Consider the following 26186-nt stretch of genomic DNA (forward strand, 5'->3'; position numbering starts at 1 on the left):
GGGCGCGGACCGGGTCGGTCCCGTCAGGGGGTCAGGACCGGGCGGACGCGGGCGGGCAGGTGGGTGCCGGGGGCGGGCCCCGGGCGCTATGGCGGTGTCTGCGGCCCGGGTCCGGTGACGGGTGGCGGGGTGACCGTGTCCGGCCTGGTGAAGGGTGGCGGGGTGACCTCTTCTGAGCCGTTATCGGGTGGCGGGGTGACCTTGTCCGGATCGGTGACGGTGCCGGGTGTCTGCGGTGTGGTGTCGTTGCCGGGAGTCTGCGGCGCGGTGTCGTCCCCGGGTGTGGCGATGAACTGGAGGAACCCCTCGCGCAGGGTGTTCCGCTGGGGAGTGGTGCCGGAGGTAGCTGTCTTGACCAGGTCGTAGCCGGTCCAGGTGCCCACCGGGCCGGGTTCCCACCAGGACCAGGTGCCGTTCTGCTCGGCGGGTGTGGGGTAGGTGATGGCCTGCCCAGGACTCTCTCCCGTGGTTCCCCCGGCGGGCGCGGGGCCGACGCTGGTGAGCAGCGGTCCGGTACGGAAGGCGATCTCCATCGACGCGAGCGCGGTCTCCACATAGGGCTGGGGGATGTCCAGCCGGGTGACCGGCAGGATGCCGGTGGTGGCGTGGATCGCGGCCCGGGGGTCGGCGAGCACGGTCACGTCCTGGTGGTCGTCGGGGGTGAAGGTCAGCCGGAGGTAGTCCTCGGTGCCGCTGGTGGCGCCCACGGGCCCGATCACCCGCACATAGTTCTGTGTGGCGCTGACGGGCGCGGCGGGGGGCGTGACGGTGGTAGGGGAGACGAGCGGGGGCGGTGCGGTGGCAGGTGGGGCGGCGGTGCTGTGGAAGACGGTGTAGTCGGTGCCGGTGAAGTAGCCCAGCACCCCGTCCTGATGGGTGGTCAGATCGCCGAGCCGGATGGCGAACGACTGGCTGAGGACGTCGGGTGTGGTATCGCCGCCGGTGGTCGCGGACCAGCCGGTGTCGGTGATCGGGTCGCCGTCGAGCTGGAAGGCGAGCCGGGTGCGCAGCAGCGCGAGCGGCCGTCCGATGAGGACGGAGAGATGGGTGTCGGCGCGGTTGCCGAGCGGATCGGTGCTCCACAGGGTCGCGTCGATGACGGAGAGGAAGGCGTCGAAGCCGCTCTCGGTGGCCAGCCCCGGGGCGCCGATCATGTCGTGCACCCGGGGCGCGAGGTGTTGGACGTTGTCGAGGGTGAGCTGGGTGTGCGGCGGCGGTGACCACTGGCCCCGCCGGGTGCCGTCGGACTGGGTGATCAGGCGGTACTCGCCCAGCGCGGTGCCGTCGGGGGCGAAGAGCAGCAGGCCGCGGTCGAGATGGTTGGGGAGGATCCACCCCGCGATCGGTGTGACGCCGGGATCGTGCCCGTACACCTTCCGGTCGTCGTGGGCGTCGAGGAGGCGGATGTCGAGCCGGGCGTGCTGGAGCAGCCGGGGCGGCAGCTGGATCACGGAGGCGATGACGGGGTCGATGGTCCGGTCGGGGGTGAGGGCGGGATCGAGCCGGAGCGGGAAGTTGGTCTCGTCCAGGACTCCGCTGTACGGCCCGGACTCGATGACGTCGAGGACCCGGCCGAAGGCGTCGTAGATCCGCAGATCGGTGAAGTGGAAGCCGCCGTGGACGGCGCCGTGGAAGGGCAGCGGGGGGCCGGACGGCAGCAGGGGGGCGCTGTCGACCCGGCCCTGGGCCGGGGCCGGGAGCGCGGGGCCGGTCGGGGCGGGGACATCGGGGTAGCCGAGGAGTGCCGCGAGGGGCAGCGAGCCGAGCTTCTCGGTGGGGGTGGGGCGGCGGAAGGGGCGGTGGTCGCGCAGGGCGAGGATCTGGTGGAAGCCGGTGAGTTCCTGGGCGAGGAACTTCCATTCGTAGGTCTTCGCGATGAGGTCGTCGAGCCGGGCGAGGTCGCTGTTGTCGCCGAACTGGCGGACGAAGCTGTCCAGTCGGGTGCGGAAGAGGGTGGAGGTGTGCGGGCTGAGCGGTGAGATGCCCTCGACGGTCCGCTGTTCGACGGCGGTGGACGGTACGGAGGTCAGCCGGTAGTCGGTGCCGTCGAAGACCCAGTTCCGGGTGGCGCCGTCGGTGAACGGGATACGGGTGTAGGTGCCGGACCACTCCAGCAGGAGCGGGGCCCAGGGCTGCTTCCAGTCGGTGAGGGGAATGTGGGGGAGGGTGCCGGTGAAACGGTCGGCGGGGTGTCCGACGAGGGCCGTGGCGACCCGGGTCGGCGAGACTCCGGCGGCCTGGCCCACGGCGGTGGCGCTGGCGGGATCGAGCAGCAGGAACTCCTCCAGCAGGGGCTGGACGGCTCCGGTCGGCAGCTGTTTCAGCGCGTCGGCCGACGGGAGCAGCCGGGAGACGGCGGAGGCCGTGACGAGAGTGCTGTTGGCGGGGCGGACAGCGGTGATCAGGCTGCTGTAGGGACGGACCGTCAGCGGCGCGTCCTGCGGAGTGGCGGCGGGCGGGGCGTCGACGCCGGAGAGCACCACCGTGGGGTTGTTGCCCTGCCAGTAGCGGGCGCCGTTGACGGGCTTGAGGACCTTGCCGCCGCTGAGGCCCTTGCTCTTCGCGAAGGCGGCGATGCCCTCCTGGAGGGCCCGCTGGGGGTCGGTGGACGCGGGATCCGGTCGGGGCACCCGCGCCAGCAGCCCCTGCACGGTGGTGAACTGGGCGATGAGCCGGGCGGCGGCGCTCCCGCTGTGCGCCGGGTCGAGTTCGGGGTTGAGTGTGCCGAGGAAGGTGGTGAGGTCACCGACGCCCGTGGGCGGGGTGGGCCAGGTGTTGACGCTTGCGGAGAGATGGCCCCTCTTGAACCAGAGCTGGTGGACCTGCTGCTGGAGGCTGTTCAGGGTGGCGAGGGCCGCGTCGAGCGTGGCCTGGTCGCGGTTGAGCTGGGTGAGCCAGCTCTCCTCGGCGGCGGTGAGGGGGGCCTGGACGCCGCTCTCGGAGGTGGTGTCGGTGATGGTCCAGGAGTAGCCACCGGGTGTGGGCTGGTACCAGGTGTCGCGGATGGCCCGGTCCAGGAGGGCGTCTCCGCCCGGCTCGTTGAGCTGGGGGAGGAGGTCGTCCTGGAGCGCCCGCAGCAGCCGTACCGCCGCCGGGTCGTGGAGGCGGTCGCTGACCAGCGAGGTGAAGGCGTCGGCGGCGGTGTTGCCGACCCCGACATTGACCTCCCCGCTGTCGCGGATCGTCTGGAGCGGGTCGTTGTCCGGGGGCGCTCCCTGGCGGTCCCAGGCGACGCGGAAGGAGGCCGCGTGGTAGACGCTCCAGTTGGTCGCGGTGTCGGCGGTGGCCGTGATGCCGTCGGGCAGGGCCCAGCCGAGCTTCGTGAGCAGGCCCGTGAAGGCGGCGGCGTCGGTCGCGGGGGCGAGGATGTCCTGGGCGGGGTCGGAGTACCAGCCGAGGACGCAGTAGCTGAGGGTGTCCTGGTCGATGCCGGTCAGCGGGTCATGGAAGGAGAACACTCCCGCGTGGTGGGCGAGGTAGCCGGTGAAGAGCGGGTTGCCCGGGGCCATCGCCGTGAGGAACGGCGCCACGTCGGCGGCGCGTTCGCTCCAGTCGGCGAGTGTGAAGGAGACACCGAGCCGGGCGACCTGCGCGCTGTCGGCGCTCGCGTCCAGGGTGGTCGCCGACCGGACCGGGTCGCTCGACGCCTGCCATGCCCTGATCAGCGTGGGATCGACCAGATACTGACTGGTGTATCCGGGGTCGGTGGCGGGCCTCCACCACCGCTCGTCCGGGCCGGTGCTACCGAATCCGACCACGGGCGCCCCGGAGGTCAGGGGGCAGTCGCTCTCCACGACCCACGCCGTGGCGGTACGGGGGAGGATCCCGCTCATCCGGACGATCAGCCATCGGTTGGGTACCAGCGGATAGTCGCCCTGGGCGTCGGCGGGGGAGTGGCGCAGCGCCGCCGGAAGGGTCCAGCTCAGATGGACGCCCTCACCGGGACCGCCCTCGTCCCGGTCGAACGCCGTCGGCTGCGGGCTGTGCCAGTGGTTGAGCGCCTGGTAGTTGAACTGCCACCAGCGGAAGGCGTCCCGGCTGAGGACGGCCCGGTTGGCCACGAGGACATCGAGCTGGAGGGGAACGGCGAGCGGCAGACCGGGCATACGGGGGTGTCCTTGTCCGTCGGGCGGGTCAGCTCTGCTGGCTGGTGAACCGGAGGGCTTCGGGGGACTTGACCATCTGGAGCGCGAAGTCCGCCGGGCCGAACTCCGTGACGGGTGCGCCCGCGTCGGACAGGGCGCTTGTGATCACAGGGATGGCCCCGCCGATATCCAGGACGCGCAGACCGCCGGAGCGCAGCTGGTCCGGGAAGAGGGTCGGCAGGGTCGCGGGCTGGAGCTGCTCCCCCAGATCGCTGGTGCCGGTGGGGCGGCGCAGCGGGATGTGCCCGTCGTCGTCCACGCCGAACCGGAAGCCTTCCTGGGGCTCGGCGATATCGACGTGGTCGGGCACCCCGGCGAAGAGGCAGAGCAGGAGGTCGCGGGAGAGCCGGTCCAGCCGCAGCAGCGGGACCAGGGTGGTGCCGTCCTGCTCGTATCCCCGGATGGCGAGATTGGGCCAGCCGGAGACGACGGCCGACCGGAGCAGGAACCCGCAGACCGGGGCGTCGCCGTCGGCCGGGGTGGCCGGGGCGGTGGTGCCGGTGCTCTGGGCGCGGGCCTCGACGGCCTGCTCCCGGACGGCCCGCTGGATGGTCTCGTCCAGGGCCTTGTTGAGCAGGGTGTCCCGGGAGGAGAGGGTGGCGATACTGAGCGCGCCGTCCACGCAGGCGGCGATCCAGTTCTCGTCCAGATGGAAGAAGCGCAGGCTCTCCGGGGGCAGCAGCCGGTCATCGGGGACGAGCAGGGGGAACGGCAGCGGGTAGAGCAGCCGCAGCCGGGCGAGCCAGACGGCGACGGGCGCGAGATCGCCCTGTGCGGCCTGGGCGATCAGCTTCAGGGCGTCGGAGTCGCCCAGGAAGTCGGTGACCGCCCGCGTCGGATCCACCGGGGTGGTGGTCGACGCGGGTTTCGTGGTCGGTGAGGTGACGGGTGCGGTGGGGACGCTGGTGTTCAGGTCCGTCAGGAGCTGGGCGGACAGCCGGGTGAGCAAGGTGTTCTGCGCCCGTGCGTCCACGGTCAGCTGGCTGGCGGCGGTGACGGGGAAGGTGTCGCTGTCGCGCTGCTGGAGGAGTCGGTCGGTGAGCTGGTGGGCGCGCCGGCGGAGGTCATGGAGGGCCTGGGCGAAGGCGCGGTCGGCCAGGGCGAGCGAGCGGCCCGCCTGCCAGGCGGTGGCGCGGGAGGCGTCGAAGACCCCGTACTCCTCCTGGTAGACCAGGGCGGCGTCCGCGCTGGGATACGGGGTGCGGCCGGACCGGGGTGGTGGGGTGGTGCGGACGGGGGCGCAGGGGCCCCGGTACCAGGCGAGGGTGTCCTCACCGGTGCGCAGCCGGTAACCCAGCGGGACAAAGCCCTGGTCGAACCGGTCGCCCACTTCCTGGACGCCCGGAGCACTGGCGTCCATGGAGTTCCAGCCCAGCCGCAGCCACAGCAGTTCCGGCCGGGCGGTGTCGGCGGAGTGGTACTCCCCGTCGACCAGGTTCTCCATCAGGGCGCGGAAGTCCTCGCCCGGGTCGGCGGTGGTCTGGAAGGTCCAGGACGCGAGGGAGACCAGGGCGACGGAGGTATGGCCGGAGAAGTCCGGCTGGTCGACCAGATACTTCTCCAGCCCCTCCAGGGAGACCAGATGGACGATGGACTTCCGTGGCCCGGGGGCGGTGGTGGACGGCGGCGCGGGGAAGCGGTTGGCGATGACGGCGGAGAACAGCCCGTTGGTCTCCAGCCCCTGTTCGGCCTTGTCGGCGATAGAGGACTGGCGGCAGTGGGTGAGAAACCGCAGTTCGGCCAGGCGGGGGAGGAGCTGGGGGAAGCGGTCGGCGGAGATCTCGATAAAGGTGCAGGGGTCGGTGCCCGCCACATCGCCCTCGCGGGTCACCTGGGGCTTGAGCACCGGCCCGTCCGTGGCGAGGAAGCCGTCGACGGTGGTGGTCTGGCTACGGGTGGGGGACTGCTCACCTCCGGTGAGTTCGTCCTCGCCGAGGACGAGGAGCGCGAGCCACGGTGTCCGGCCCTGCTGGTCCGAAGGGCCGGTCATGGCGCGCTCCCAGGGCAGGAGGGCGTCATTGAGGACGATATGGGGCAGCACCCGGTCATAGGGCCCGGTGCTGTTCGCGGGCGGATACCGGTTGAGGACCATATTCGGGTCCACGGCGAACTGGGGCGCGCTGACCACCATGTTCTGCACGGCCCCCAGGGAGCCCGTGGTGATGCCCTGGAGGGTGTGGGTGACGGTGATCTCGTAGTTCCCGGCGGTCAGCGCGGGGACGTAGTTGTCGTAGAACCGCAGGTCGCCGACGGGGAGGTCATCGGCGTTCAGCTCGGGGGCCACATCGGCTCCGTTCCGGTCCGTGGGGGCGGGGCGACTTCGGGAGGCTTGGCCATGGGCTCACGCGTCCGTCAGGGCCGCGTCCTGCCGCAGGGGCGGGTCGGCGAAGAGATGGCCCGCTCCGGTGGCGAGCGCGCTCAGATCACCGTCGGTGCCGGTGAAGGCCGTACTGCCGTCATCGGTGCCGATGCTGGTCAGCGCGGCGAACAGCGCGGCCCGGCGCTGCCGTACGGTCGTCGTGTTCACCTCCGCCAGCAGGCCGATCGACTGGGCGTCGGCGGTGGGGACGTACTCCTGGGTCGGGGCGTCGGCGGCGGACCACGGTGCCTCACCGGCGGGGGAGAGGTACTCCTCCAACAGACGCTTCAGGGGAACGGGGCCCTGGGTCGCACCGGGGGCCGGGGTGGGAGCGGTGACGCTGAACCCGACCACCTGGTCCGGCAGGACCTCCGCCGAGGGCGCGGCCGGGACATGGGTGAACGGGTCGGGCGGCGCGGACCACAGGGAGGCGGGCAGGGTCTGGGTCAGCGGGGTGAGCGACCAGCCCACCACATCCACGATCGTGCTCGCATCGGTGTTCTTGATGGTGAGGTCGTGGGTGGAGACGACATCGTTCCTGTCCATCGGGGTGATCGCGATGGTGCCGGACGTGGTCTGGTGTCTGCTCTTTCCGTCATAGGTGAGGGCGCTGGCCGGGATCACGGAGAGGGTCTCGAAGGCGAACCGCTTGGCGCGTACGATCCACTTCTTCCCGCTGGCGCCGGCCGTGTCCGGCTGGGTCTTGTAGAGCCCGTCGGTCAGGGTGATCCCGCAGATGTCGGCGGTCGCGGGCAGCAGCGCGGCGAAACCCGACCAGTCCAGGGGCTCGGTCGCGATGGCGGACCGGTCCGAGCCGAAATGGACACTGAAGCTGACCACCACGACATGGACCGTGACGACGCCACCGGTCGGCGGCCCCCAGATCTCCAGCGAGGCACCGAGGGAGAGCGTGATGGTGACGGTGAAGAACAGGATGTGGGCCCGGAGCGAGACCCCGATGGAGACCCCGATGTCCCCCGTGTAGAAGAAGGGGTGCCAGCTGATGAGGAAGTCCGCGTACGCGGTGAACCAGGCCCGCAGACCCCCGTCGTGGTAGACCGCCGCCAGGGAGCCGCCCGCCATGGCGCAGGAGGGGGTCAGCGCGAAGTAGGCCCCGCCCGTGATGGAGACGCTGTCGGAGACGGTCCAGTCGAAGCCGAGCCGTGGCACCTGCGGGTAGTACGCGGGCGCTTTGAAGGCGGGGTGGTAGCCGCCGAGGGTGGCCACGAACTGTCCGGCGTTCGGGTTCGCACCCCACCAGACATAGAAGGCGAAGCCGCCGGTCAGATGGCAGTCGGGGGTCAGGACATAGCTGTTCCCGGTGAGGATCGCGGTGGCCGCGAACATGCCCTGCGAGGGCTCCACCACCACCCGGATCATCATCTCGACCAGGGCGAACGGCTTCTGTGACCCCTCGTCGTCCAGCGGCAGCCGCAGGGTCGACAGGCCCAGCAGCGCGATGGTCAGATCACTGCCGAAGTCGACCGCCAGCAGCGCCTTGGACTTGATCACCTTGAAGGTGGTGAACTCCAGGCCCGCCGCCAGCCAGTAGTCCCCCGCCTTGGGGGTGATCCACTGCTTGGGGGTGGCGCCGTTGAGCCCGGCCTGCCCTTCCAGGATCTTCAGGACCGCGTCGGGGCCCTGGGGTCCCGATCCCGTACCGCCCGGTGGCTCGGTGGAGAGCAGCAGCAGCGGGAAGTCCATCACCTCGTCCTGGCCCGGCAGGGCGAGCGTCCGGTTGAACCCGAAGCCGCCCATCACCCCGGTGACGAAGAACGCCGGTACCCCGCCCAGCGGAGCCTCCAGCTGGACGAAGACGAACAGCGACGGCACCCCGTCGGTGAACTGCGCGTACGAGCCGATCGCGCCGAATCCGTACTTCCCCGACTGGACCACCAGTTCGCCGTCGAACTGGAACGTCACCCCGGCCGTGAGCTGGTCGTCCGGGACACGCAGGATCGCGCCCAGGATCTGGATCGGCGGGGCGTCATAGGAGACCCCGAGCCCGGTGAGGGAGAACTCCGGGTGGAACGTGGTCAGCGGCGACCCGACGCCGAGCCCGTCCAGCGACAGCGCCAGCGGGCCGAACGCGACATCGGCGTCCACCTCGAAGAAGAGCACTCCTCCGGTGTAGCGGAGCCCTATCCGGTCGATGTGCAGGGGACCGAAGGAGCGGCCGATGGTGATCCAGACCCCGGTGTCCTGCGCCGGGGTGCCGGAGGGCGTGGCGGGTGCGGGGGTCTCTGGGGTGCTGCTGCCGGAGGCCGGGGCGTCGGCGGAGGCGAGGGCGTTCGTGGCGGAGGTGGCCGCCGGGGCGGGCTTGCCCAGGGGCAGATCGATCTGGCGGGTCTCGCCGCCCAGCTTCAGACCGGCGCTCAGCAACAGCCCCGAGGTGAGCTGGGTCTGGCCGATCGCCTTCCCGCCCAGTGCCTGAAGGGTGGTGTTGAGGTCGGTGACCGAGTCCTGGGAGACGTCGGCCGAGGCGTAGGCGATCTCCAGCTTCTCGATGCCGATGTCCACCGAGGGCGGGATCTGCGGGCCCGCGACCGGCAGATCGGACAGGGCGATATCCAGGGGCACCGCCAGGTCCACCACATAGACCCGGGTCCCGTTCTCCTTCGCGGTGCTGAAGACCAGCTGTCCGTGGGTGGCCGAGGTGATGGTGAGCACCAGGGCATCGCTGGTGAAGTCGTACTGGAAACCGGCCCCGGTCAGCGCCAGGTCCAGATCGACGGGGAGCGCGGGCAGATCACTCCAGCCGAATGTCTCGGCGATACCGGTGAGGCTGAGCGAACCGCCCGTGTCCGCCCAGACGCCCTTGAGATGGGGTTTGTCGTCACCGAGCATGATCTCGAAGGCGAAGGTCTGCTCACCGATCAGGACGAGACCGGTCAGCTTGACCGTGTGGCCGCTGCCGGACTTGGTGGCGACCAGGTCGAACCGTGCGGTGAGCGCCGTGTCGAGCAGGGACAGTGAGGTCTCGACCGTGCCGTAGAGGGTGTACTCGAACAACGGCCGGGCGGGACGGGTGGCGGGCTGTCCTGGGGCGGTATGGGTGGCGGGCTGTCCGTCGGCGGTATGGGTGGCGGTGACCCCGAAGTCCGAGAAGGTGATCGCCCGCAGCGCCTCGGGGACGGAGTCCGCACTGATCGTGTCCCCGGTCAGCTCGGCGATCAGGGTGCCGAGACCGACCGCGCCCCGATAGCTTCCGTTGACAGAGGCGACCTCCCAGCTGCTGTCCTGCTTCTCCAGCTCGACGGTGAAGTCGAACGGATCGGTGAAGAGTTCCGGCAGGAACGCGGCCTCGGCGTCGATCCATACCGAGGTCTCCTCCGGGCCGGACGGGTCCCTGGTGGTGTCCACCACCAGGCGGACCGAGGTCAGCTCCAGGGCGTCGGGAATGACCTTCCAGGATTCCGTGGTGCTGAGGGCCAGGCTGGTGTGGGTCACCTTGGCTGGATGGCCCCCCACCGCCAGGGTGAAGGAGTCCAGACCGACCGAGGAGAACAGGTCGTCCAGTTCGGAGGGGAGATAGGTCAGTGCCGCCGCCCCACCGGGAAGGGCGCTGATCAGTGTGGTGAGCGAGCCGTCCTGAGCAGTGAGCGGAGCGACGAACAGCTGGTACGCGCCCCCGGTCACCGGGATCGCCACCGACACATCGAGGAGGTTCTGGAAAGTGCCCTGGACCAGCAGACTGGTCTCCTGGACCGGGGTGAGCTCATCGGTGGGATCGATCCGCACGGCCACGGCCGGATCGCTGAGCGAGAGCGTCAGCGGTGCGACGCCGACCGAGAACACCTGGCCCGCCACGATGGGCGCCACCAGGGTGCCCACCGGCAGCGCCTGACCCTTGACCGGTGAGAACGGCCCGTACGCCCGTACCGAACCGCTCCCGGCCACCTCTCCCAGCAACTCGCCGACCAGCGACACCCCGCCGAGCACCAGTCGGCAGAGGAGGTTCTGACCGGGCTCCAGCGCGATGGTGAGGTTCTCGTCGGGCCAGGCGTACTGGGGCTGCGCGACCGAGGTCCAGACGAACCGTGCCTCACTGATGGTCAGCACATCGAACGGGAACCGGGTGAGCTTGGGGAATCCGCTGGTGAGCCGCCAGTCGTCGGGCAGGGCGACCGCGACCGACACCTGCACCACACCGTCGGCGGCCCAGAAGTCCAGCGTCACCGAGGCATGGTCCGCCCCGAACACGGCCACATGCCCGGTGCTCACCGTCAGCACACCATCGACGGGATCGGCGATGTCACCCGCGGCGACACCGGACACGGAGAGGTAGGTACCATCCGGCAGGGCGAACGCCGCCGCGAGCGCGGTGGCCGTGCTCGCGCCCAGGACCGCGTCGTTGAGGTCGATGGTCGGATCCGATGTGGCCGACGCGTTGAGCTGACTGGTGAGGGCGGTGACGAGATCGGTGAGGGGGCCGGTCATAGCGTGTCCTCGTCATAGAGATCAACGCTGAGCTGGTCGGGCTGGTCGCCGACAGGGATCTTGAAAGCCGCTGAGATGACATCTTGGTCAAGGAGACCTAAATTCAGCGCGCGGGCCGTCACTTGCTCCACCACCTGGCATTTGGCCCGGAAGCGAGCAGCGGGCGACTTGCCTTTCTGCTTTGCGTCGATGAAGGCGCCCACGGTCATTTCGGTGGTGCTGTCACCGTCGCGCAACCAGACCGGAGGTGGAACCACTGGATAGGGCGGCCCGCCGGATGCCCGGCTCTCGGCTTGCGCGATGGCCTGGGTGAACGCGTCGCGTGTCCTCAGCAGCTGTTTCGCACCGTTACTGTCATCGGTCTCAGCGCTCTCTTTCTTCACGCTGATCCTGGTGAGCTGCCCTATGGATTGATGATCCTGTAACTTGAGGTAGTTGGTGATACTGACGTCTTCGGCTGAGGCGATGAAGGCCGGACTGATGTTGACGGACTCCCTGGAGATTTTACCGATGTTCCACAGCACGACCTGCTGCACCAGGCCGGTTGGCGCTTCCCATATCGGAAAGTTTGGGATCGCGGTGCACCTCAGGCCTCTTCCACCGTTGAGCTCACCGGCTGCCCATGTCTGGATCGTACTCTGGGGCAGCGCTTGGGTTCCCGCCTGGAACCCTATGCATGTGTGATCCCCAAGGACTCCTTCGACAGTGCCGAATCCGGGAAATCCGGCGAGTGCCACAACATTGTCATCCAGGAGCCAGGCGGAGTTCCATCTGTTCGCCGCCCGCCCGCGCAGCGCCTTGCAGAACTGCAGCGCGGCGAAGCGGCTGGCGCCGAAGCCGGTCAGTTCGACCGATGGCTTTCCTACCTTGTCTTCTGGTGCCACGCTCGGCGGTGGGCGGAACCTCCAGCCCACCACGGTGATACCCGTGCCCCTCAGAGATTCCCTGTAGTGGCTGTACTCGAACTCGTGGACGACGATATAGATTCCGCGTCCTGCCCCCACCCGGGCCGGGGCGTAGAACGGAGGAGAACTCGTCGGCCCGGGGATCGGGTTGCGTCCTTGCGGTCTATAGGTGCCCAGCGCTCGCAGATCTCCGACATCGGCGTACGCGGGATTCTCCGCCAAGTGATCTGCCGCGGCTTCGATTCCTCTCGCGATCCAGTTGGCCCGATTGCTGGAGACCACCACAAGGGGTGGCTGGCGGCCCTGTGTCTCCTCATCTCCGGCAAGGGCATCCCAACTCTCAACGGTCAGCCACAGGTGGTTGATGAGCCCTCCCCGGCGAAGGAGGTTCATCCGGGACGTGAGTATGCCGGAGCAGTATGCACGTTCCTCTTCGCCGATCCCGATTTCCTCTAAGGGTGTGTACTTCGACGTTATCGCGGGGTCGCCGTAATTCGATTTCATCTTGGCGGAAATGGGCATCGCACCACCTGTGGCTACCGTCGGGTATGGGCTGTTCAGGGGTGTGCACATCGACGCACCGCACCAGCGGGGGCGTCGCCGTCTTGCTTGAGTGGGCCGCCCGGTCGGTGAAGAGAATCGCAGCGTACGGCGGGAATATGCCTCGCACAAGGTACGGTTTCGGCAGAGAACGCCGCTGTTTCTGGCGAGAATGCGGAGGGTGCCCCGGAGGGATCCGCCCCACCGGGCCCTGGTGTGGAGCGCGTCTCCGGCACCACCCATCACGCGAGGCACCCACCGTGGGTGTCAGTGACCGGTCTCCCTGCGCGAGAATGTCCGGACCGCCAAGCGTCAGGGAGAACAGATGACCAGCCAGTCCCGCCGTGCCACGTCCGCAGCGGGGGCGATACGGCCCACCGTCACCGTGTGCCGGGGCTGTTGCTGTGGCACTCCCAAGATCCCCGGGGTCGACCACGCCGCCCAGCTCCGGGATCTGCGCACGGCCCTGAACGGCAAGGCGACCGTACGGGCCACCGACTGCCTCGACGTCTGCGAACAGGCCAATGTCATCGTGGTCCAGCCCTCGGGCGAGGGGCACCGGGCCGGTGGCCGCCCGGTCTGGCTCGGGCTGGTCAACGACCCCGACGCTGTCGGTGACATCACCGCCTGGATCAGCGACGGCGGCCCCGGCCTCGCCGATCCGCCCAGCGTCCTCGACCTCTACACCTTCAGCCCCTCCCGCCGCGTCCGCGCCGAACTCCCCGAGGCCTAGACGTCACCCTTAGGGGTCCGTGAGGCCATCTGTACCTCGCACGTGCCCGGACCGCGCGGAGCGGACTCGTGGGGGATCGGGCGGCGGGACCGGTGGAGGGCCGTCGCCGCGGACAGGACCGCCGGGGCCGCGGCGAGCGCGAAGCACAGGGACAGGGGGAGGCGGCCCACCAGGAGCCCCGTGGCGGCCGTGGCCCCCGCCGAACCCGCGTTGAACGCGGTGTTGACCCAGGCACCCGCCCGGGTGCGGGCGGCCGGACCGGCGCACTCATCGGCGATGAGATAGGCGGTGGTGATGGCCGGGGCGATGAAGAGCCCGCCGAGCGCCGCCCCCACGACGAGCGCGTACGGATGGGGGGAGAGCCCCGCCGTGGCCAGGGCCAGCCCCATCGCCGCCGCGAGGAACGCCAGCCGCGTCCTGGGTGAGGCGCGCCACGGGAGGGCGCCGTACAGCAGGCCGCCGATCGCGCTGCCCCCACAGAGCGCGGCCAGCACCCAGGCCACCGCCCCCGGGTCGCCGAGATCGTCGGCGAAGGCGACCACCAGGAGTTCGAAGGCGCCCAGGCAGATGCCCACCGCCGCCGAGACGACGATGGCCTGGCGCAGCCCGGGGGTGCTCAGGGGCAGCCGCCGACGTGCAGCGCCGGGGACGGATCCCGTCGGCGGTGACGGCTCGGAAGGGGCCTTGCGGCGGTGCGTCCAGCCGGTGACCGCCGGGGACGAGATCAGGGCCAGTGAGCCGGTCAGGACGAGCGCGGCGCTCACTCCGAGGCCGACGGGCGCCGCCGCGACGGACACCAGCAGCCCCACCATCAGCGGTCCCGCGACGAAGAGGAGTTCCTCGGCGACCGCGTCCAGGCTGTACGCGCGCTGGAGCAGCCGCCGGTCGGGCAGCAGATCGCTCCACAGCGTCCGCATCACCGGGCCCAGCGGTGGCGTACAGGCCCCGGCGACCGCCGCCAAGAACCCCAGTACAGCTCCGGACACATCCGGCCGCGAGGTCGCGAAGGCCAGCGCGGTCAGCGCCAGCGCGTAGGCGGAGGCCATGGGCAGCAGGGCCTGGCGCGGCCCGTACCGGTCGACCAGACCGGCGCGGGCCGGTGAGAGGACGACGCTGGTCAGTGCGAACAGCGCCATGACGGTTCCGGCGATGGCGTAGGAGTCGGTGGCCTCCTTGGTCGCCAGCACCAGCGACAAGGAGACCATTCCGTAGGAGAGCCGGCCCAGCAGTGCCGCACCGAACGTACGGCAGGCGTGCGGGGTACGCAGGACAGCCGCGTAGGACGGGGCCGGGGAAGGCGAAGACGCGGAAGAAGGCGAAGGTGAAGAAGACACGGTGATGTTCCTCGGAGACAGCGCCGGACATATGGCGCTCCGGGCATGCGGGGGCAGCGAGTGCCACGCCTCGACGGGCGCGGGCGGCGCTGGCTCCTATGCACGGAAGGGGAACATGTGTGCACCGTAGCAGACCGCTGGGCGGGTGGGTGGTGTTCGGCCACGGTGATTCCGGGGGCCGTGGGGCGGTGCCGAACTCCGCCGTGGTGGGGGTGACTTCGGTGTGGGGGCGGTGGCCCGGCCGGGGTGGCGGTGCTGATCCGGTCAGGTCGAGGTCGAGGTCGCGTGGCCCGGTCGGGGCGGGTTCGCCGCCCGTACCTCCGCCAGGACCCGGTCGACCCGCCGGAAGCGGCGCAGCAGATGCGGCGCCCGGGCGCCGATGACCGCGAGGAGCGTCATGGGCAGGGGGCGGCCCGCCAGGATGGCCAGGGCGATCGACCAGGGTGGGAGTCCGGCCAGGGCGCAGAGCAGGACGGTCACCCGGGGCGTCCAGGGCAGGAGGGAGAGGACGGCGAGCGCCAGGGCGCCGTGCTCGGTCACGAACGCGCCGGCCGCGGGCAGTTCGCCGACGCCCACAGCCTCCAGCAGCCAGGGCCCGGCCGACTGGATGGCCGTCGCCATCACGAAGGCGCCCACGACGGACGCGGTCACGAAGGTCAGGGCGATCACCGGCCAGCGGCGTGGGTGGAGCGCCGAGACCCCCATGAGCAGCATCTGGTTGGGCAGGAACGGCAGCACGTAGTCGCTGAGCGGGAAGGCGGCGAGCGCGGGCAGGAACCACCGCCGGTCCGCCGCCCGGTCGAGCCGTATCAGCAGGCGTCCGGCACGGGTGGAGGGAGCGGGCGGGACGGCCGTCGCCGCCGGGGCGTCAGCCATGCCGCAGTGAGCGGTAGCCGAGGGAGGGCGCGACCCGCATCAGGGCGGGCAGGAACCGGGCCTTGCCGACGTAGATCTCCGGCCGGTCCCGGTGGATGCCCCCGATCACCGCCCGTGCGGTCTCCGCCGGACTGATCTTGCCCCGGCCCCGGCCCGCGGTCATGTCGGTGTCGACGAGCGGGAGGATCGCCTCCATCACCCGGACCTGGGGGGCGCCGTCCTCGCACTGGTAGCGCAGGGACCGGGTGAAGGCACGGACCGCGGCCTTGGCGGCGCAGTACACGGGCGCCGACGGTTTGGGCACGATGGCCAGCCCGCTGCTGATGTTCACGATCGCGGCCGAGGGCTGTTTCCGCAGATGGGGGAGGAGGCCGGTGGAGAGGGTGATGACGGCGTCCAGGTTCACGGCCAGCTCCCGGCGCAGCACCGGCCGGACGTCCCGTGGTTCGGTGGTCAGGAAGTCGCTGAGGTGCTGCACCCCGGCGTTGTTGATGACGACGGAGAGGCCGGGGTGGCGGTCGGGGAGCGCGTCGGTGTAGGCGTCGACGGCGTCGGGGTCCGCGAGGTCCAGGGCCTCGGCCGAGACCCGGTCGCCGTGCGCGTCCGCGAGTGCCGCGAGTCCGCCGGGATCACGGCCCACGGCCACCACGTGCGCGCCGAGCTGTGTCAGCTGCCGGGTCAGGGCCCGGCCCACGCCACGGGTCGCGCCCGTGACGAGGACCGTCGTACCAGTGAGCTTCATGGTGTCCTTCTCTGCTTCGGTTCTTGGTCCGGGTGCGCCGCCCGGCCCGGCGTGGGGCGCTGGAAGACCGAGCGGTAGACCGCGGGCGTCATGGCGGTACGGAGTTTGAAGTGGCGGGTGAAGTGCGGCTGGTCGGCGTAGCCACAGGCGAAGCCGATGACGCTGACCGTGTGCTCGCCGCGCATCAGCAGCTCGGCGGCCAGCTCCGTACGCACCGTTCCCAGGAGTCCGCTGAAGCCACCGGCCCCTGACAGCCGCCGCTGGAGGCTCCGGGTGGGAACGCCCAGTTCGACGGCGAGGGCGCCGAGGGTCCAGCGGCGGGCGGGGTCGGCGGTGAGGAGCCGTCGCGCCCGCGCCGCCTCGTCTTCGGTGTGTTCGGTGGGCTCGATGCGCTCGGTGTGCTGAGTGTGTTCGGTGTGCTGACCGTCCCGCTCCGCCGCCCGGGCTCCCCGCGAGGCCGTCGCCCGTGACCGTGACCAGGTGAACCGCCACAGACCGCTCGCCGTCCGGGGCGGGGGCGCGGTGAAGGCGCCGTGCGAGAACACGGTGACCGGGTCGGCGCCGCCCACGGTGACCGTGAGGTCCCGCGCCCCGCACAGGGGCAGCAGGGCGGTCAGCACACCGAGGACGAGGGCGTCCTCGGCCGGGTCGGGCGGGGCTCCCGGCGGCCCGGCGTGCTCCACGACCAGATGTCCCGTGCCGCGTTCCCGGACGACCACGCGGTGCCGGGAGTGGGTGAACCGTTCCAGCCGCCGCCAGCGTTCGACGAGGTCATGCGGGTCGACGGCGCCCAGCAGGGCCGCGACGGCGGGATCGGAGGGGGCCCGTGGCATCAGCGCGCCGACCCGCAGCAACGGCAGGAGACCGTGGTCATGCGCTACCTCCGTCAGGAACCGGCGCTTCTCGGCCAGGGGCAGCTGGGCGCCGCCGCTCACGGGGGCGACGACACGGATGCCCTCGGCCGCCAGCGCCTGCTGGACCAGCGCCAGCAGCTTGGCGCTCGCGTACTCCTCCATGACCGTCCTCTCGCTCCGCTCTGCGGGAACGGTAGGCCGGGCCGGGCGGGGGCGTCTTGAACGATCGCGCCACAGGGGAACCGCCGGACGTCCGCTCGGGTGCCGGGTGCCGGGTGCCGGGTGCCGGGTGCCGGGTCGCGTCTGCTCCGGGCCCGGGATCGTACGTCCGCTCCCGCCCGGACCGGGGGCCGAACCCGGGTCCTGTACTCCCGTACCCCCGGCCCCGAAGTCCCGCTCCGGTACCCGGCGGGGCCGTTCCACCACCGAGCGGTCCGGACGAAGACGCCTGTCGCCCCGCGTCACACGCCCCTCGGCGTGGTACATGAAGGGCGGGCGTGGAAACGGCCGAACCGGCTCCGCCGTGCGGGGCACCCGACACCCCACGCGCCCGCCCCGCGCTCGTCCGCCCAGCACCTGCCCCGCCCTCCCTCGTCCACCCCGCCCTCGTCCGCCCCGCCCGGCCGGTGGCTCCCCAGCCCCCGGTCCCCCGGTCCCCCGGTCCCCCGGTCTCCCCGGCCCTCCGGCCCGTCGGCCGGAGCCACCCGCCGAAGTCCGCGGCTCCCCGGCCGGAGCCGCCCCCTGGAGGTCCGCATGCCGCTCGTCATCGATCTGCGCGCCGTCGACGTGACCCAGGCGGCGCTCGTCGGCGGGAAGGCCGCCAATCTGGGCGAGCTGACCCGCGCGGGACTGCCCGTACCGCCCGGCTTCTGTGTGACCACGGACGCCTACCGGGCGGTGCGGGTCACCCGCGCGCTGCCGGGCCTCACCCCGGCCGCCGCCCGGCGGGCGCTGCTCGACGCCCCCGTACCGCCGCGGGTGTACGAGGAGATCGTCAGCGCCTACCGCGCGCTCGGCGACGGCGTACCGGTCGCGGTGCGGTCCAGCGCCACGGCGGAGGATCTGCCCTCGGCGAGTTTCGCCGGTCAGCAGGACACCTATCTCAACGTCATCGGCGCGGACCGGGTCGTCGACGCGGTCCGGCGCTGCTGGGCGTCGCTGTGGAGTGACCGGGCGGTCGTCTACCGCGAGACCAACGGCGTTCCCCAGGACTCCGTTCAGCTCGCCGTCGTCATCCAGCGGATGATCGACCCGGCCGTCTCCGGGGTGCTGTTCACCGCCGACCCCGTGACCGGAGACCGGCGCCGGACCGTCATCGACGCCGCCCCCGGGCTCGGTGAGGCCGTCGTCTCCGGTGCCGTGGACCCCGACCACTTCGTCACCGAGGGCGACACGATCGTGGAGCGAAGCACCGGGGAGAAACGGCTGGCCATCCGGCCCCTGCCGGACGGTGGCACCGAACGCGTCACGGCCGAGCCGGACCGCGAACCCTGTCTGACCGATGCTCAGATCCGCCGTCTCGCCGCCCTCGGACGCGCGGTACGGGACCACTACGGCGGCCCCCAGGACATCGAGTGGGCGATCGACGCCGACGGCGCGCTCCACCTGACCCAGGCCCGGCCCGTCACCACCCTGTTCCCCCTGCCCGAACGGGACGGCTTCCACGTCTACTTCTGCTTCAGCCTCGCCCAGGGCCTGGAGCGCCCGATCACCCCCGCCGGGCGGGCCGCGTTCCGCGAGATCGCCCGGTCCGCCAACGCGATCCTGATCGGTGACCCGGCGGCGACCGGCTACACCGAGGCGGGCGAGCGAATCTTCCTCGATCTCACCCACGTACTGCGCGACCGGATCGGCCGCGCGTTCGTCCTGAGACTGCTCGGCCTCATGGAGGCGCGATCCGCCGAGGTGCTCACCGGCCTCTGCGCGCGTGATCCGCGGCTGGCCCTCACCTCCACCTCGGTCGGGCCCGCCCTGCGCCGGGCGCTGCTGCTCGCCCGGCGGTTCCACGTCCCGTCCAGCCTGGGCCGCGCCCTCCTGCGCCCCGGGGACGCGGTGCGCGCGGCGCACCGGCTGGAGCGGGAGACCGTGGCCGGGGCGCGGGCCACGACCGTCCGGGGCGCGCTGCGCGACCAGATCGTGCCCGTACTGCCCAGGATCGCCCCGGCCGCGTTCACCGGATACGCGCTGCTCGCCCTCACCGGCCGGATCGTCCGTACGGAACCGGGGGAGCTCCAGACCGTACTGCGCGGATTGCCGCACAACGTCACCACCGCGATGGACCTGGCCCTCGGGGACCTCGCGGATCTCGTCCGCGCCGACCCCGCCGCCGCGCGGGCCTTCCGAGATCCCGGCCGTACGGTCGGCGAACTGGCCCGCGCCTACCACGACGGCGCGCTCCCCGGCACCGCCCAGCGGGGCCTCGCCGCGTTCCTGGACCGCTGGGGCCATCGCGCCGTCGCCGAGATCGACCTCGGGCTGCCCCGCTGGTCCGACGATCCCTCCCAGCTCCTCGGCGTGCTCGCCAACCTCCTGGACGTCGAGGACCCGGCGGCCCGCCCGGACGCGGTCTTCGCCCGTGCCCGTGCCGACGCCGACGCCATGGTGGAGCGCCTCGCCCGGCGCGCCGGGGCGCGTGGCCCGCTGGTCCGGTTCGCGCTGCGCCGCACCCGGCTGCTCGCCGGACTGCGTGAGTACCCGAAGTACCTCGCGGTCCGGGTGCTGGCCGTGGTGCGCGAACGCGTCGCAGAACACGGGACGCGGCTGCACGCCCAAGGCCGGATCGACGCCCCGGACGATGTGTTCTTCCTCGACTTCGACGAGATGGAGACGGGGGTGGGTACGGGGGTGGCGACGGGGACGGCGACGGGGACGGCGACGGAGCTTGGTGATCTGCGCGCCACGATCGCCGCGCGCAAGGAGAGCTACGCCAGGGAACTGCGCCGCAGACCCGTCCCCCGCGTGCTGCTCTCGGACGGCACCGCCCCCGAGCCGCCCCACGAACCGGCCGCCCCCGGCTCCCTCACCGGCACTCCGGCGTCGGCGGGGACGGTCACCGCACCGGCCCGGGTGGTCGGGGATCCGGTCGGCGCCCGGCTGGAACCGGGCGAGATCCTGGTGGCACCGTCCACCGACCCCGGCTGGACCCCGCTCTTCCTCACCGCCGGTGGCCTGGTGATGGAGATGGGCGGGGCCAACTCCCATGGGGCCGTGGTGGCACGGGAGTACGGGATTCCCGCCGTGGTCGGTGTGCGGGGCGCGATGGACGCCGTACGGACGGGACAGATCGTCACGGTGGACGGCGGCGCGGGGGTGGTGTCGGTCCACGCCACCGGACCGTGACCGCCGCGCCGGTCGTGACTGACGTGGCCAGCGTGATCGGCGTGATCGGCGTGACGGACCTGGGACCGCGCCCGCCGCGGCGGACACCGGCCCGCGACCGCCGCGCCACCGGCCCGGGATCACGGCCTCACCGATGGCGGCGACACCCACCACGGCGACGCGCGCCGAACCCCGGGGTGGCTCCCAGGGGCCCGTTCTACGCTGCGGTCATGGTGGGCTACGGGGGAACGGGCGGGGTCGGCAGGGTCCGGGAGGCCGCGGTGCGCGTGGCGGCGGCGGCGAACGGGGTCGACGAACTCTTCGACGGGGTGATGCGGGCCGTGCGCCCGGTGCTCAGGTCCGATGTCTGGGCCGGGATCACCGTCGACCCCGGCACCCTGATGAACACCGGTGGCCACTACCGGCGGGCCGTTCCGCTCCGCTATCTGCCGCGCATGCTCGACATCGAGTACCGCGAGGGCGATGTCAACGGACTGCCCGAACTGGCCCGGGGCACCACGCCGGTGCGGCTGCTCGGGGACGCGGTCGGCGGTGTCCGCGACCGCAGCCCCCGCTACCGGGACATCATCCGCCCCCTCGGACTCACGGACGAGGTACGGATCCTGTTGCGCGACCGGTACGGGGTCTGGGGCGCGCTCATCCTCAGCATCAGCCGGGACACCCCGCCCTTCGGCCCGAGGCAGGAGGCTCTGGCCCGGTCCCTCGCCCAGCCGCTGGGGGAGAGCCTGCGCCGGCTCCATCTCGCCCGCAGGGCCGGGGACGACGATCCGCCGGGCCCCGGCGGCGATCCCGCCCCCGCCCTGGTGCTGCTGGACGAGGAGTACGTTCCGGTGCAGCTCAGCTCCACCGCCGGGCTCTGGCTGGACGAACTGCCCGCCCCCGACGACCCGGGACCGGTGGGCGGGGCACCGGGTGACGCCCCGCCGGGGCCGACGGAGGGAGGGCTCCCGCCCGCCCTCTACGCGGTCGCGGCGGCGGTACGCGGACCCGGCTCCCCGGGCTCCCTCACCTCATGGGGGCACACCCGCACCCGGGGCCGGGTCCGGCTGCACGCCTGGCGGCTGGAAGGACGGGGCGCCGCCCGGATCGCGGTCGCCGTCGAAGCGGCCGGTCCTGGCGAGCACCTCGCGCTGATCATGGCGGCTCATGGGCTCACCGCCCGGGAGGGCGAGATCACCGCCCTGGTGCTGCGGGGCAGTTCCACGGCGGAGATCAGCAGGCGGACCCGTCTGTCGGCGTACACCGTCCAGGAGCATCTGACGTCGATCTTCGACAAGACCGGCGTGCGCAGCCGTCGTGATCTGGTGGCCTCGCTCTTCACCCGGCAGGTGGAGCCGCGCCTGCTGACGGCCGCCGTACCTCCGGCGGCGGACGGCGCGGCGGCGCCCGGGGAACGCGGCCCCGCGGCGGGGCCCGGGGAGCGAGGTCCCGGCGGAGACCGGGACGGGAAGCCCTGACCGTACCGCCGGGCCCGTGACCGTACCGCCGGGCCCTGATCGCTCGGCGCCGCTACCTGGGCCCGGCGCCCCCCGGTCGCCCGGCGCACCGCGCTCCGGCGAACTGCCCGGAGGGACGGGACATCGGCCCCGTGTGCCCAGGACACCGGGCCCCGGAGGATGACGTCCATCGCCGAAACAGAGCGATTCATCCACAACCGGAAGAAGAGGTACATACGATGGGGAAGTCCCTGACCGCCGCCCTGGCGGCCGTCGCCGTCCCGGCCGCCCTGCTGGTCGCCGCGGGCACCGCGCAGGCGACACCGGCCCCCGTGGGAACAGCCCCCGTGGGAGCCGCCGCCCCGGCGGACCGGGCGCCGTCGGCCACCGCGAAGGCGCTGGCCGCGGCGGGCGAGGTCACCATCAGAAACCGCTACAACGACCGCTGTCTCCAGGCACGGGGCGATGTCCCGGGCTCCGACGCCCGGCTGGTGAACTGCGACGCCCAGGACCCGCGCCAGCGCTGGGACATCGCCTGGGTCTACACCCAGGCGGGCGGCTACTACGAGCTGCGTGGCGCGACGAGCGGGCTCTGCCTGGACGCCGACTGGGGATCCATCGGCACCAACGGCACCCGGATGCAGGTCTGGAACTGCGTGGGCCCCGCCCAGACCAACCAGCACTGGCGGATGCGACCGGTCACCAACCTGCCGAACACGTACCAGATCACCGTCGAGACCAACAACCGCTGTCTGGACGGGCATCTCCAGACGATCGACCAGAACCCGGGCCGGGTGCAGCTGTGGGACTGCCTGGGCGCGGGCCAGATCAACCAGCACTGGCGGATCGCCTGACGGACACACCTGACGGACACGCCTGAGGCCGCGCGGGAGGCCGCGCCAGGACTCCCGCCGGGGACACGCCCGCCCCTGAGGTCCCGCCCGGGGACCGCCCCTCGCGGTGAGGGGCCGGTCCCCGGGACGGGGGTCGCGCCCTCAGCGCCCCCCGCCCAGCCCGGCTCCGCCTGGCCCGTCCCCGCCCAGCCCCGCCTCCCGGGCCCGGACGATCGCCTGGGCCCGGCTGTTGACCTGGAGTTTGGTGAGGATGGTGGAGACGTGGTTCCGTACGGTCTTCGGACTCAGTGCCAGTCGGCGCGCGATCATCTCGTTGTCGAGCCCACGGGCCACCTGATCCAGCACTTCATGCTCCCGGGGCGTCAGCCCGCACAGCACCGGGGCCCGGCCGCCCGGGTGCGGGCCGGCCACACAGGCGAGGGCGTGGCGGGCGACGCCATGACCGAGCAGGATCTCCCCGTTGGCGACCGCGCGCACCGCGCGTTCCACCTCGGCCGCGCTCGCCCCCTTGAGGAGATAGCCGCGCGCTCCCGTACGCAGGGAGACGAGTACGGAGTCGCCGTCGTCGACCCCGGTCATCACCAGGACGGCGGGCTGAGGCCGCAGCCGCAGCACTTGTCGCGCCGCGTCGACACCGGACTCCCGCCCCGGGCCCGCGCGCAGATCCATCACCACCACCCGGGGCCGGTGGCGCTCGACCACGGCGACGGCCTCGACGGTGGTGGCCGCCTCGGCCACCACCGACAGCCCGCGCACCGATCCGAGCAGCGCCGTCATGCCCAGTCGGAACACCGGGTCCTCGTCCACGATGACGACGGTGACCTCGGACGTGTCATTCACTGTGCTCTCCCCCCTGTTCAACGGCGGACCCTCCGGCACGGACGCGCCGCGGGAGCGGTCCCGTCGGCGCGATCAGTGAGGTACCGAAGGACAGGCCCTCACCCGTGGTGTCCCGCCCGGAGATCCGGAGCGGCCGGATACGGCTCCGCCGACCTCGACAGCCAGGACGGAGGTTCTCAGAGCGCCCCGCCGCCGCGTACCCCAGGAATCTGGGGTCCTGGACGGAATCCGGCCCCTGACGCGGGTGCTTCGGCGCGACGAGGCGACGCGGCCACCGGGATGGCCACCCGTCTCGTGGTGCGGGCCCCGCGCGGCTCCTGACACACCCCCCATGGAACCGGGCCCGCGACGCGGGACCTGTGTCAGAGGCCGCGTCTAAGGTGCCGCTCACGAGGGTGGGCCCGGAGCCGTCCGGTGCCCATGGCCAGTACGGGGAGAACGACATGAGCCTTTCCGACCCCACTGCGAGTTCCGCTTCTGCTCCTGCTTCCGCTTCTGATTCCCCTGACTCCGACATGACGCCGGACATCCCGGAGAGCGATGACTGGGAGGCCTGGCTCGCCTACGCGGACGCGCTGACGGCGGTGGATGACCCGAGGGGCGCGGCGATCCGGCTGGAACACGCCGGTGAGCGGGGGAGCGGGAGCGAGGACCGGGCGCGGCTTCGCCCTGGGGTGGGCCGCCGGGCTGACGTCCTGGGAGGCCGAGATGGGCGGCGATGTCTTCGGGGGCTACTGCCCGCTGGAACAGCTCGATGAGCTGGGCTCGTCCCCGTATCCCCGGCTCCGGTGCCTGGACCTCGCGCGGATGGAGTTCGACGCCACCTCGTACGAGGTGCTGCGGGCCCTCGCTGATTCCCCGGTCCTGCCCGGGCTGGAGCGGCTGTCGCTGAGGGACCTGGTCATCCAGCGCCAGGACGGCACGGGTGAACCGCTGGCCGCCCTGGCCGAACTGGCGCCACGCTTCGCCCATCTGGACCTTCGCGTGGCCGGTGCCATCGAGGTGGAGGACGCCGGTGAGGAGGAGATCCGCCGGGTCCTCCCCCGGCTCCGCCCGGGTGCGGTCCACTCCGCCGGGGCCGGGTACGACGGCTGACGGAGCGGCCCGCCGCCGGGGTGGCCCGCCCCTGCTGGACCACCGCGCCTCTCACGCCCGGTGGCCGTGGTCCTGACGGTCACCGCCGTGGGCGAGGGCGCTGGGGGTGCCCCGGCCGACGATCGCCGGGGCCTCACGGACGAGCGCGTCATTGGTGAGCGCGTCGACCATGAACAGCGCGTAGTCCACCCGGTGGGTCAGATCACTGGCCAGGGCCGGGTCGCCCACATGTCTGCGCCAGATGGGCAGGCCCTGGCTGGCACCCTCCCGCAGGGTGCTGCCGCGCGCCACGGTCCACCGGGTGTCGCTGGCGAAGATCCGGCGGCACGCCTCCACCTGGTCGTCGATCTCGACGGCCCGTACGAGCTTGCCCAGGACCGTGGCGATCCGCACGCCGACGGCGAGCGTCCACGCGTACCGGTCCTTGCCGTCGCGGGTGATGTGCCAGCCGCAGGAGAAGACCAGGCGCGCGCCCGGCCGGGCGTGGTCGAGCACGGCCTGTGCCGTACCCGAGGAGTACTTCCGCACGCCCCACGGCACCAGCACCGTGAGCACCCCGTCGCAGCCCTCCACCGCCCGCCGGATCACCTCGGGGTCGTTGGTCGGTCCGGGGATGACGGTGATCCGCCCCTCGAACGCGGCGAGTTTGGGCACGCTGGCCTCCCGGCAGACGCCGACCACCTCGTAGCCCCGGTCCAGCGCGTGCTGGACCATGTACCGCCCGAGCTTCCCCGAGGCTCCGACGACACAGACCTTCTTTATGCGATCCGATCCCATGGCACAGCCTTTCCCGCTTTCCCGGAGACTTACCTTATGGCATAAGGCAAGTTAGCCTTATGTCATAAGGTGGTCAATGGACAGGGCGGAGACAGGCTGCTGACGGTGTGCCAGGACACCGAGGCACCGAGACGAGAGAGAGGGACGGATGCCCGAGGGACGCAAGGGGCGGCGCGGAACGTCGGCGCGCCCGCCGCTCAGCCGTGAGCACGTGATCCGTACGGCGGTGGCGGTCGCGGACCGGAAGGGGCTGGCGGCGCTCAGCATGCGGGCCATCGCCGAACCCCTCGGCGTCGAGGCGATGTCGCTGTACCACCATGTCTCCGGCCGGGAGGACATCCTCGACGGGATGGTGGACGCGGTCTTCGGCGAGATCGACCTGCCACCGCGCGACACCGACTGGAAGAGCGCGATCCGGCACCGGGCGGACTCCGCCCGTGCCGTGCTGCGCTCCCATCCCTGGGCCGTCGGCCTGCTGGACTCCCGCACCACACCGGGACCGGCGACGCTGCGCCACCATGATGCCGTCATCGGTACGCTGCGCACCGCCGGGTTCTCCGTCGTGATGGCCGCGCACGCCGTCTCGCTGATCGACAGCTATCTGTACGGCTTCGTGATCCAGGAACTGAGCCTGCCACTCCAGGGCCCGGAGGAGGTGGAGGAGGTCGCCGGCGCCATCCTGAACTCCATGCCCGCCGACGCCTACCCCCATCTCACCGAGCTGGCCACCGAACTGGTCCTCAAACCCGGCTACACCTACGGCGACGAGTTCGGCTTCGGCTTCGGCCTGATCCTGGACGCCCTGTGTCCCGACGAGCGATGACTCCCGGGCACTGATGGGAGCCTGGCTCCAGGCGCCGAACTCAGGTGCTGAACCCGGGCGCTGCATCCGGAGGCGGCGAACCGTCGGACGCGGC

At 71.9% G+C, this 26186-nt stretch carries 16 protein-coding genes; 6 read left to right on the forward strand and 10 right to left on the reverse strand.

Going from position 1 to position 26186, the window contains the following annotated elements:
* Nucleotides 1-86 precede the first annotated feature (86 nt).
* The 4 genes from ACFVIM_RS03430 to ACFVIM_RS03445 are packed head-to-tail and all read right to left on the reverse strand — an operon-like array spanning nucleotide 87 to nucleotide 12371.
* Nucleotides 87-4106, reverse strand: coding sequence for a hypothetical protein (locus tag ACFVIM_RS03430; protein ID WP_384297794.1), 4020 nt, complete (start codon nucleotides 4104-4106; stop codon nucleotides 87-89).
* A gap of 28 nt (nucleotides 4107-4134) precedes the next feature.
* Nucleotides 4135-6429 (reverse strand): hypothetical protein, encoded by a 2295-nt coding sequence (locus tag ACFVIM_RS03435; RefSeq protein ID WP_384297796.1) that lies wholly within the window; start codon nucleotides 6427-6429, stop codon nucleotides 4135-4137.
* A 57-nt stretch (nucleotides 6430-6486) separates the two neighbouring features.
* On the reverse strand, nucleotides 6487-10944 hold the full coding sequence (locus ACFVIM_RS03440; protein ID WP_384297798.1) for a DUF6603 domain-containing protein: 4458 nt from the start codon (nucleotides 10942-10944) through the stop codon (nucleotides 6487-6489).
* Nucleotides 10941-12371 (reverse strand): hypothetical protein, encoded by a 1431-nt coding sequence (locus ACFVIM_RS03445; RefSeq protein ID WP_384297801.1) that lies wholly within the window; start codon nucleotides 12369-12371, stop codon nucleotides 10941-10943. Before ACFVIM_RS03445 ends, ACFVIM_RS03440 begins: the two co-directional genes overlap by 4 nt.
* 343 nt (nucleotides 12372-12714) lie before the next feature.
* On the opposite strand from ACFVIM_RS03445, the gene ACFVIM_RS03450 reads away from it, so the two are divergent.
* Nucleotides 12715-13122, forward strand: a complete 408-nt coding sequence (locus ACFVIM_RS03450) for a (2Fe-2S) ferredoxin domain-containing protein (RefSeq protein WP_384297803.1) — start codon at nucleotides 12715-12717, stop codon at nucleotides 13120-13122.
* Here ACFVIM_RS03450 and ACFVIM_RS03455 read toward each other — a convergent pair.
* From ACFVIM_RS03455 to ACFVIM_RS03470, 4 genes are all read right to left on the reverse strand, one after another.
* A complete protein-coding gene (locus tag ACFVIM_RS03455) occupies nucleotides 13119-14456 on the reverse strand; it encodes an MFS transporter (protein WP_384297804.1) in 1338 nt (445 codons plus the stop codon). The genes ACFVIM_RS03450 and ACFVIM_RS03455 overlap by 4 nt on opposite strands.
* Nucleotides 14457-14720: 264 nt before the next feature.
* Nucleotides 14721-15332 (reverse strand): hypothetical protein, encoded by a 612-nt coding sequence (locus tag ACFVIM_RS03460; protein ID WP_384297807.1) that lies wholly within the window; start codon nucleotides 15330-15332, stop codon nucleotides 14721-14723.
* Entirely contained in the window at nucleotides 15325-16074 is a 750-nt protein-coding gene (locus ACFVIM_RS03465) for an SDR family oxidoreductase (RefSeq protein WP_384297809.1), read from the reverse strand. Before ACFVIM_RS03465 ends, ACFVIM_RS03460 begins: the two co-directional genes overlap by 8 nt.
* On the reverse strand, nucleotides 16071-17090 hold the full coding sequence (locus tag ACFVIM_RS03470; protein WP_384297812.1) for a helix-turn-helix transcriptional regulator: 1020 nt from the start codon (nucleotides 17088-17090) through the stop codon (nucleotides 16071-16073). The genes ACFVIM_RS03465 and ACFVIM_RS03470 overlap by 4 nt, the downstream gene beginning before the upstream one ends.
* A gap of 591 nt (nucleotides 17091-17681) precedes the next feature.
* Here ACFVIM_RS03470 and ACFVIM_RS03475 point away from each other — a divergent pair.
* The 3 genes from ACFVIM_RS03475 (at nucleotide 17682) to ACFVIM_RS03485 (ending at nucleotide 22557) form a co-directional block, all read left to right on the forward strand.
* Nucleotides 17682-20267: a PEP/pyruvate-binding domain-containing protein gene (locus ACFVIM_RS03475; RefSeq protein ID WP_384297814.1), complete on the forward strand. Its 2586-nt coding sequence runs from the start codon at nucleotides 17682-17684 to the stop codon at nucleotides 20265-20267.
* 209 nt (nucleotides 20268-20476) lie between these two features.
* Nucleotides 20477-21724 carry a LuxR C-terminal-related transcriptional regulator gene (locus tag ACFVIM_RS03480; protein WP_384297817.1) on the forward strand — a complete coding sequence of 416 codons (1248 nt, stop codon included), beginning with the start codon at nucleotides 20477-20479 and terminating at the stop codon, nucleotides 21722-21724.
* A 218-nt stretch (nucleotides 21725-21942) separates the two neighbouring features.
* Nucleotides 21943-22557: an RICIN domain-containing protein gene (locus ACFVIM_RS03485; protein WP_384297819.1), complete on the forward strand. Its 615-nt coding sequence runs from the start codon at nucleotides 21943-21945 to the stop codon at nucleotides 22555-22557.
* 141 nt (nucleotides 22558-22698) lie between these two features.
* Here the strand turns inward: ACFVIM_RS03485 and ACFVIM_RS03490 are convergent, their stop codons facing one another.
* Nucleotides 22699-23397 carry a LuxR C-terminal-related transcriptional regulator gene (locus tag ACFVIM_RS03490; protein WP_384297822.1) on the reverse strand — a complete coding sequence of 233 codons (699 nt, stop codon included), beginning with the start codon at nucleotides 23395-23397 and terminating at the stop codon, nucleotides 22699-22701.
* A 627-nt stretch (nucleotides 23398-24024) separates the two neighbouring features.
* On the opposite strand from ACFVIM_RS03490, the gene ACFVIM_RS03495 reads away from it, so the two are divergent.
* Nucleotides 24025-24492: a hypothetical protein gene (locus tag ACFVIM_RS03495; protein WP_384297824.1), complete on the forward strand. Its 468-nt coding sequence runs from the start codon at nucleotides 24025-24027 to the stop codon at nucleotides 24490-24492.
* Nucleotides 24493-24543: 51 nt separating this feature from the next.
* Here ACFVIM_RS03495 and ACFVIM_RS03500 read toward each other — a convergent pair whose 3' ends face one another.
* Nucleotides 24544-25269 carry an NAD(P)-dependent oxidoreductase gene (locus ACFVIM_RS03500; protein WP_384297827.1) on the reverse strand — a complete coding sequence of 242 codons (726 nt, stop codon included), beginning with the start codon at nucleotides 25267-25269 and terminating at the stop codon, nucleotides 24544-24546.
* Between the two features lie 148 nt (nucleotides 25270-25417).
* Between ACFVIM_RS03500 and ACFVIM_RS03505 the strand changes: the two genes are divergently transcribed.
* Entirely contained in the window at nucleotides 25418-26092 is a 675-nt protein-coding gene (locus ACFVIM_RS03505; protein ID WP_384297829.1) for a TetR/AcrR family transcriptional regulator, read from the forward strand.
* Nucleotides 26093-26186 lie beyond the last annotated feature (94 nt).

The sequence above is a fragment of the Streptomyces sp. NPDC057638 genome (assembly GCF_042800315.1).
Lineage (GTDB): Bacteria > Actinomycetota > Actinomycetes > Streptomycetales > Streptomycetaceae > Streptomyces.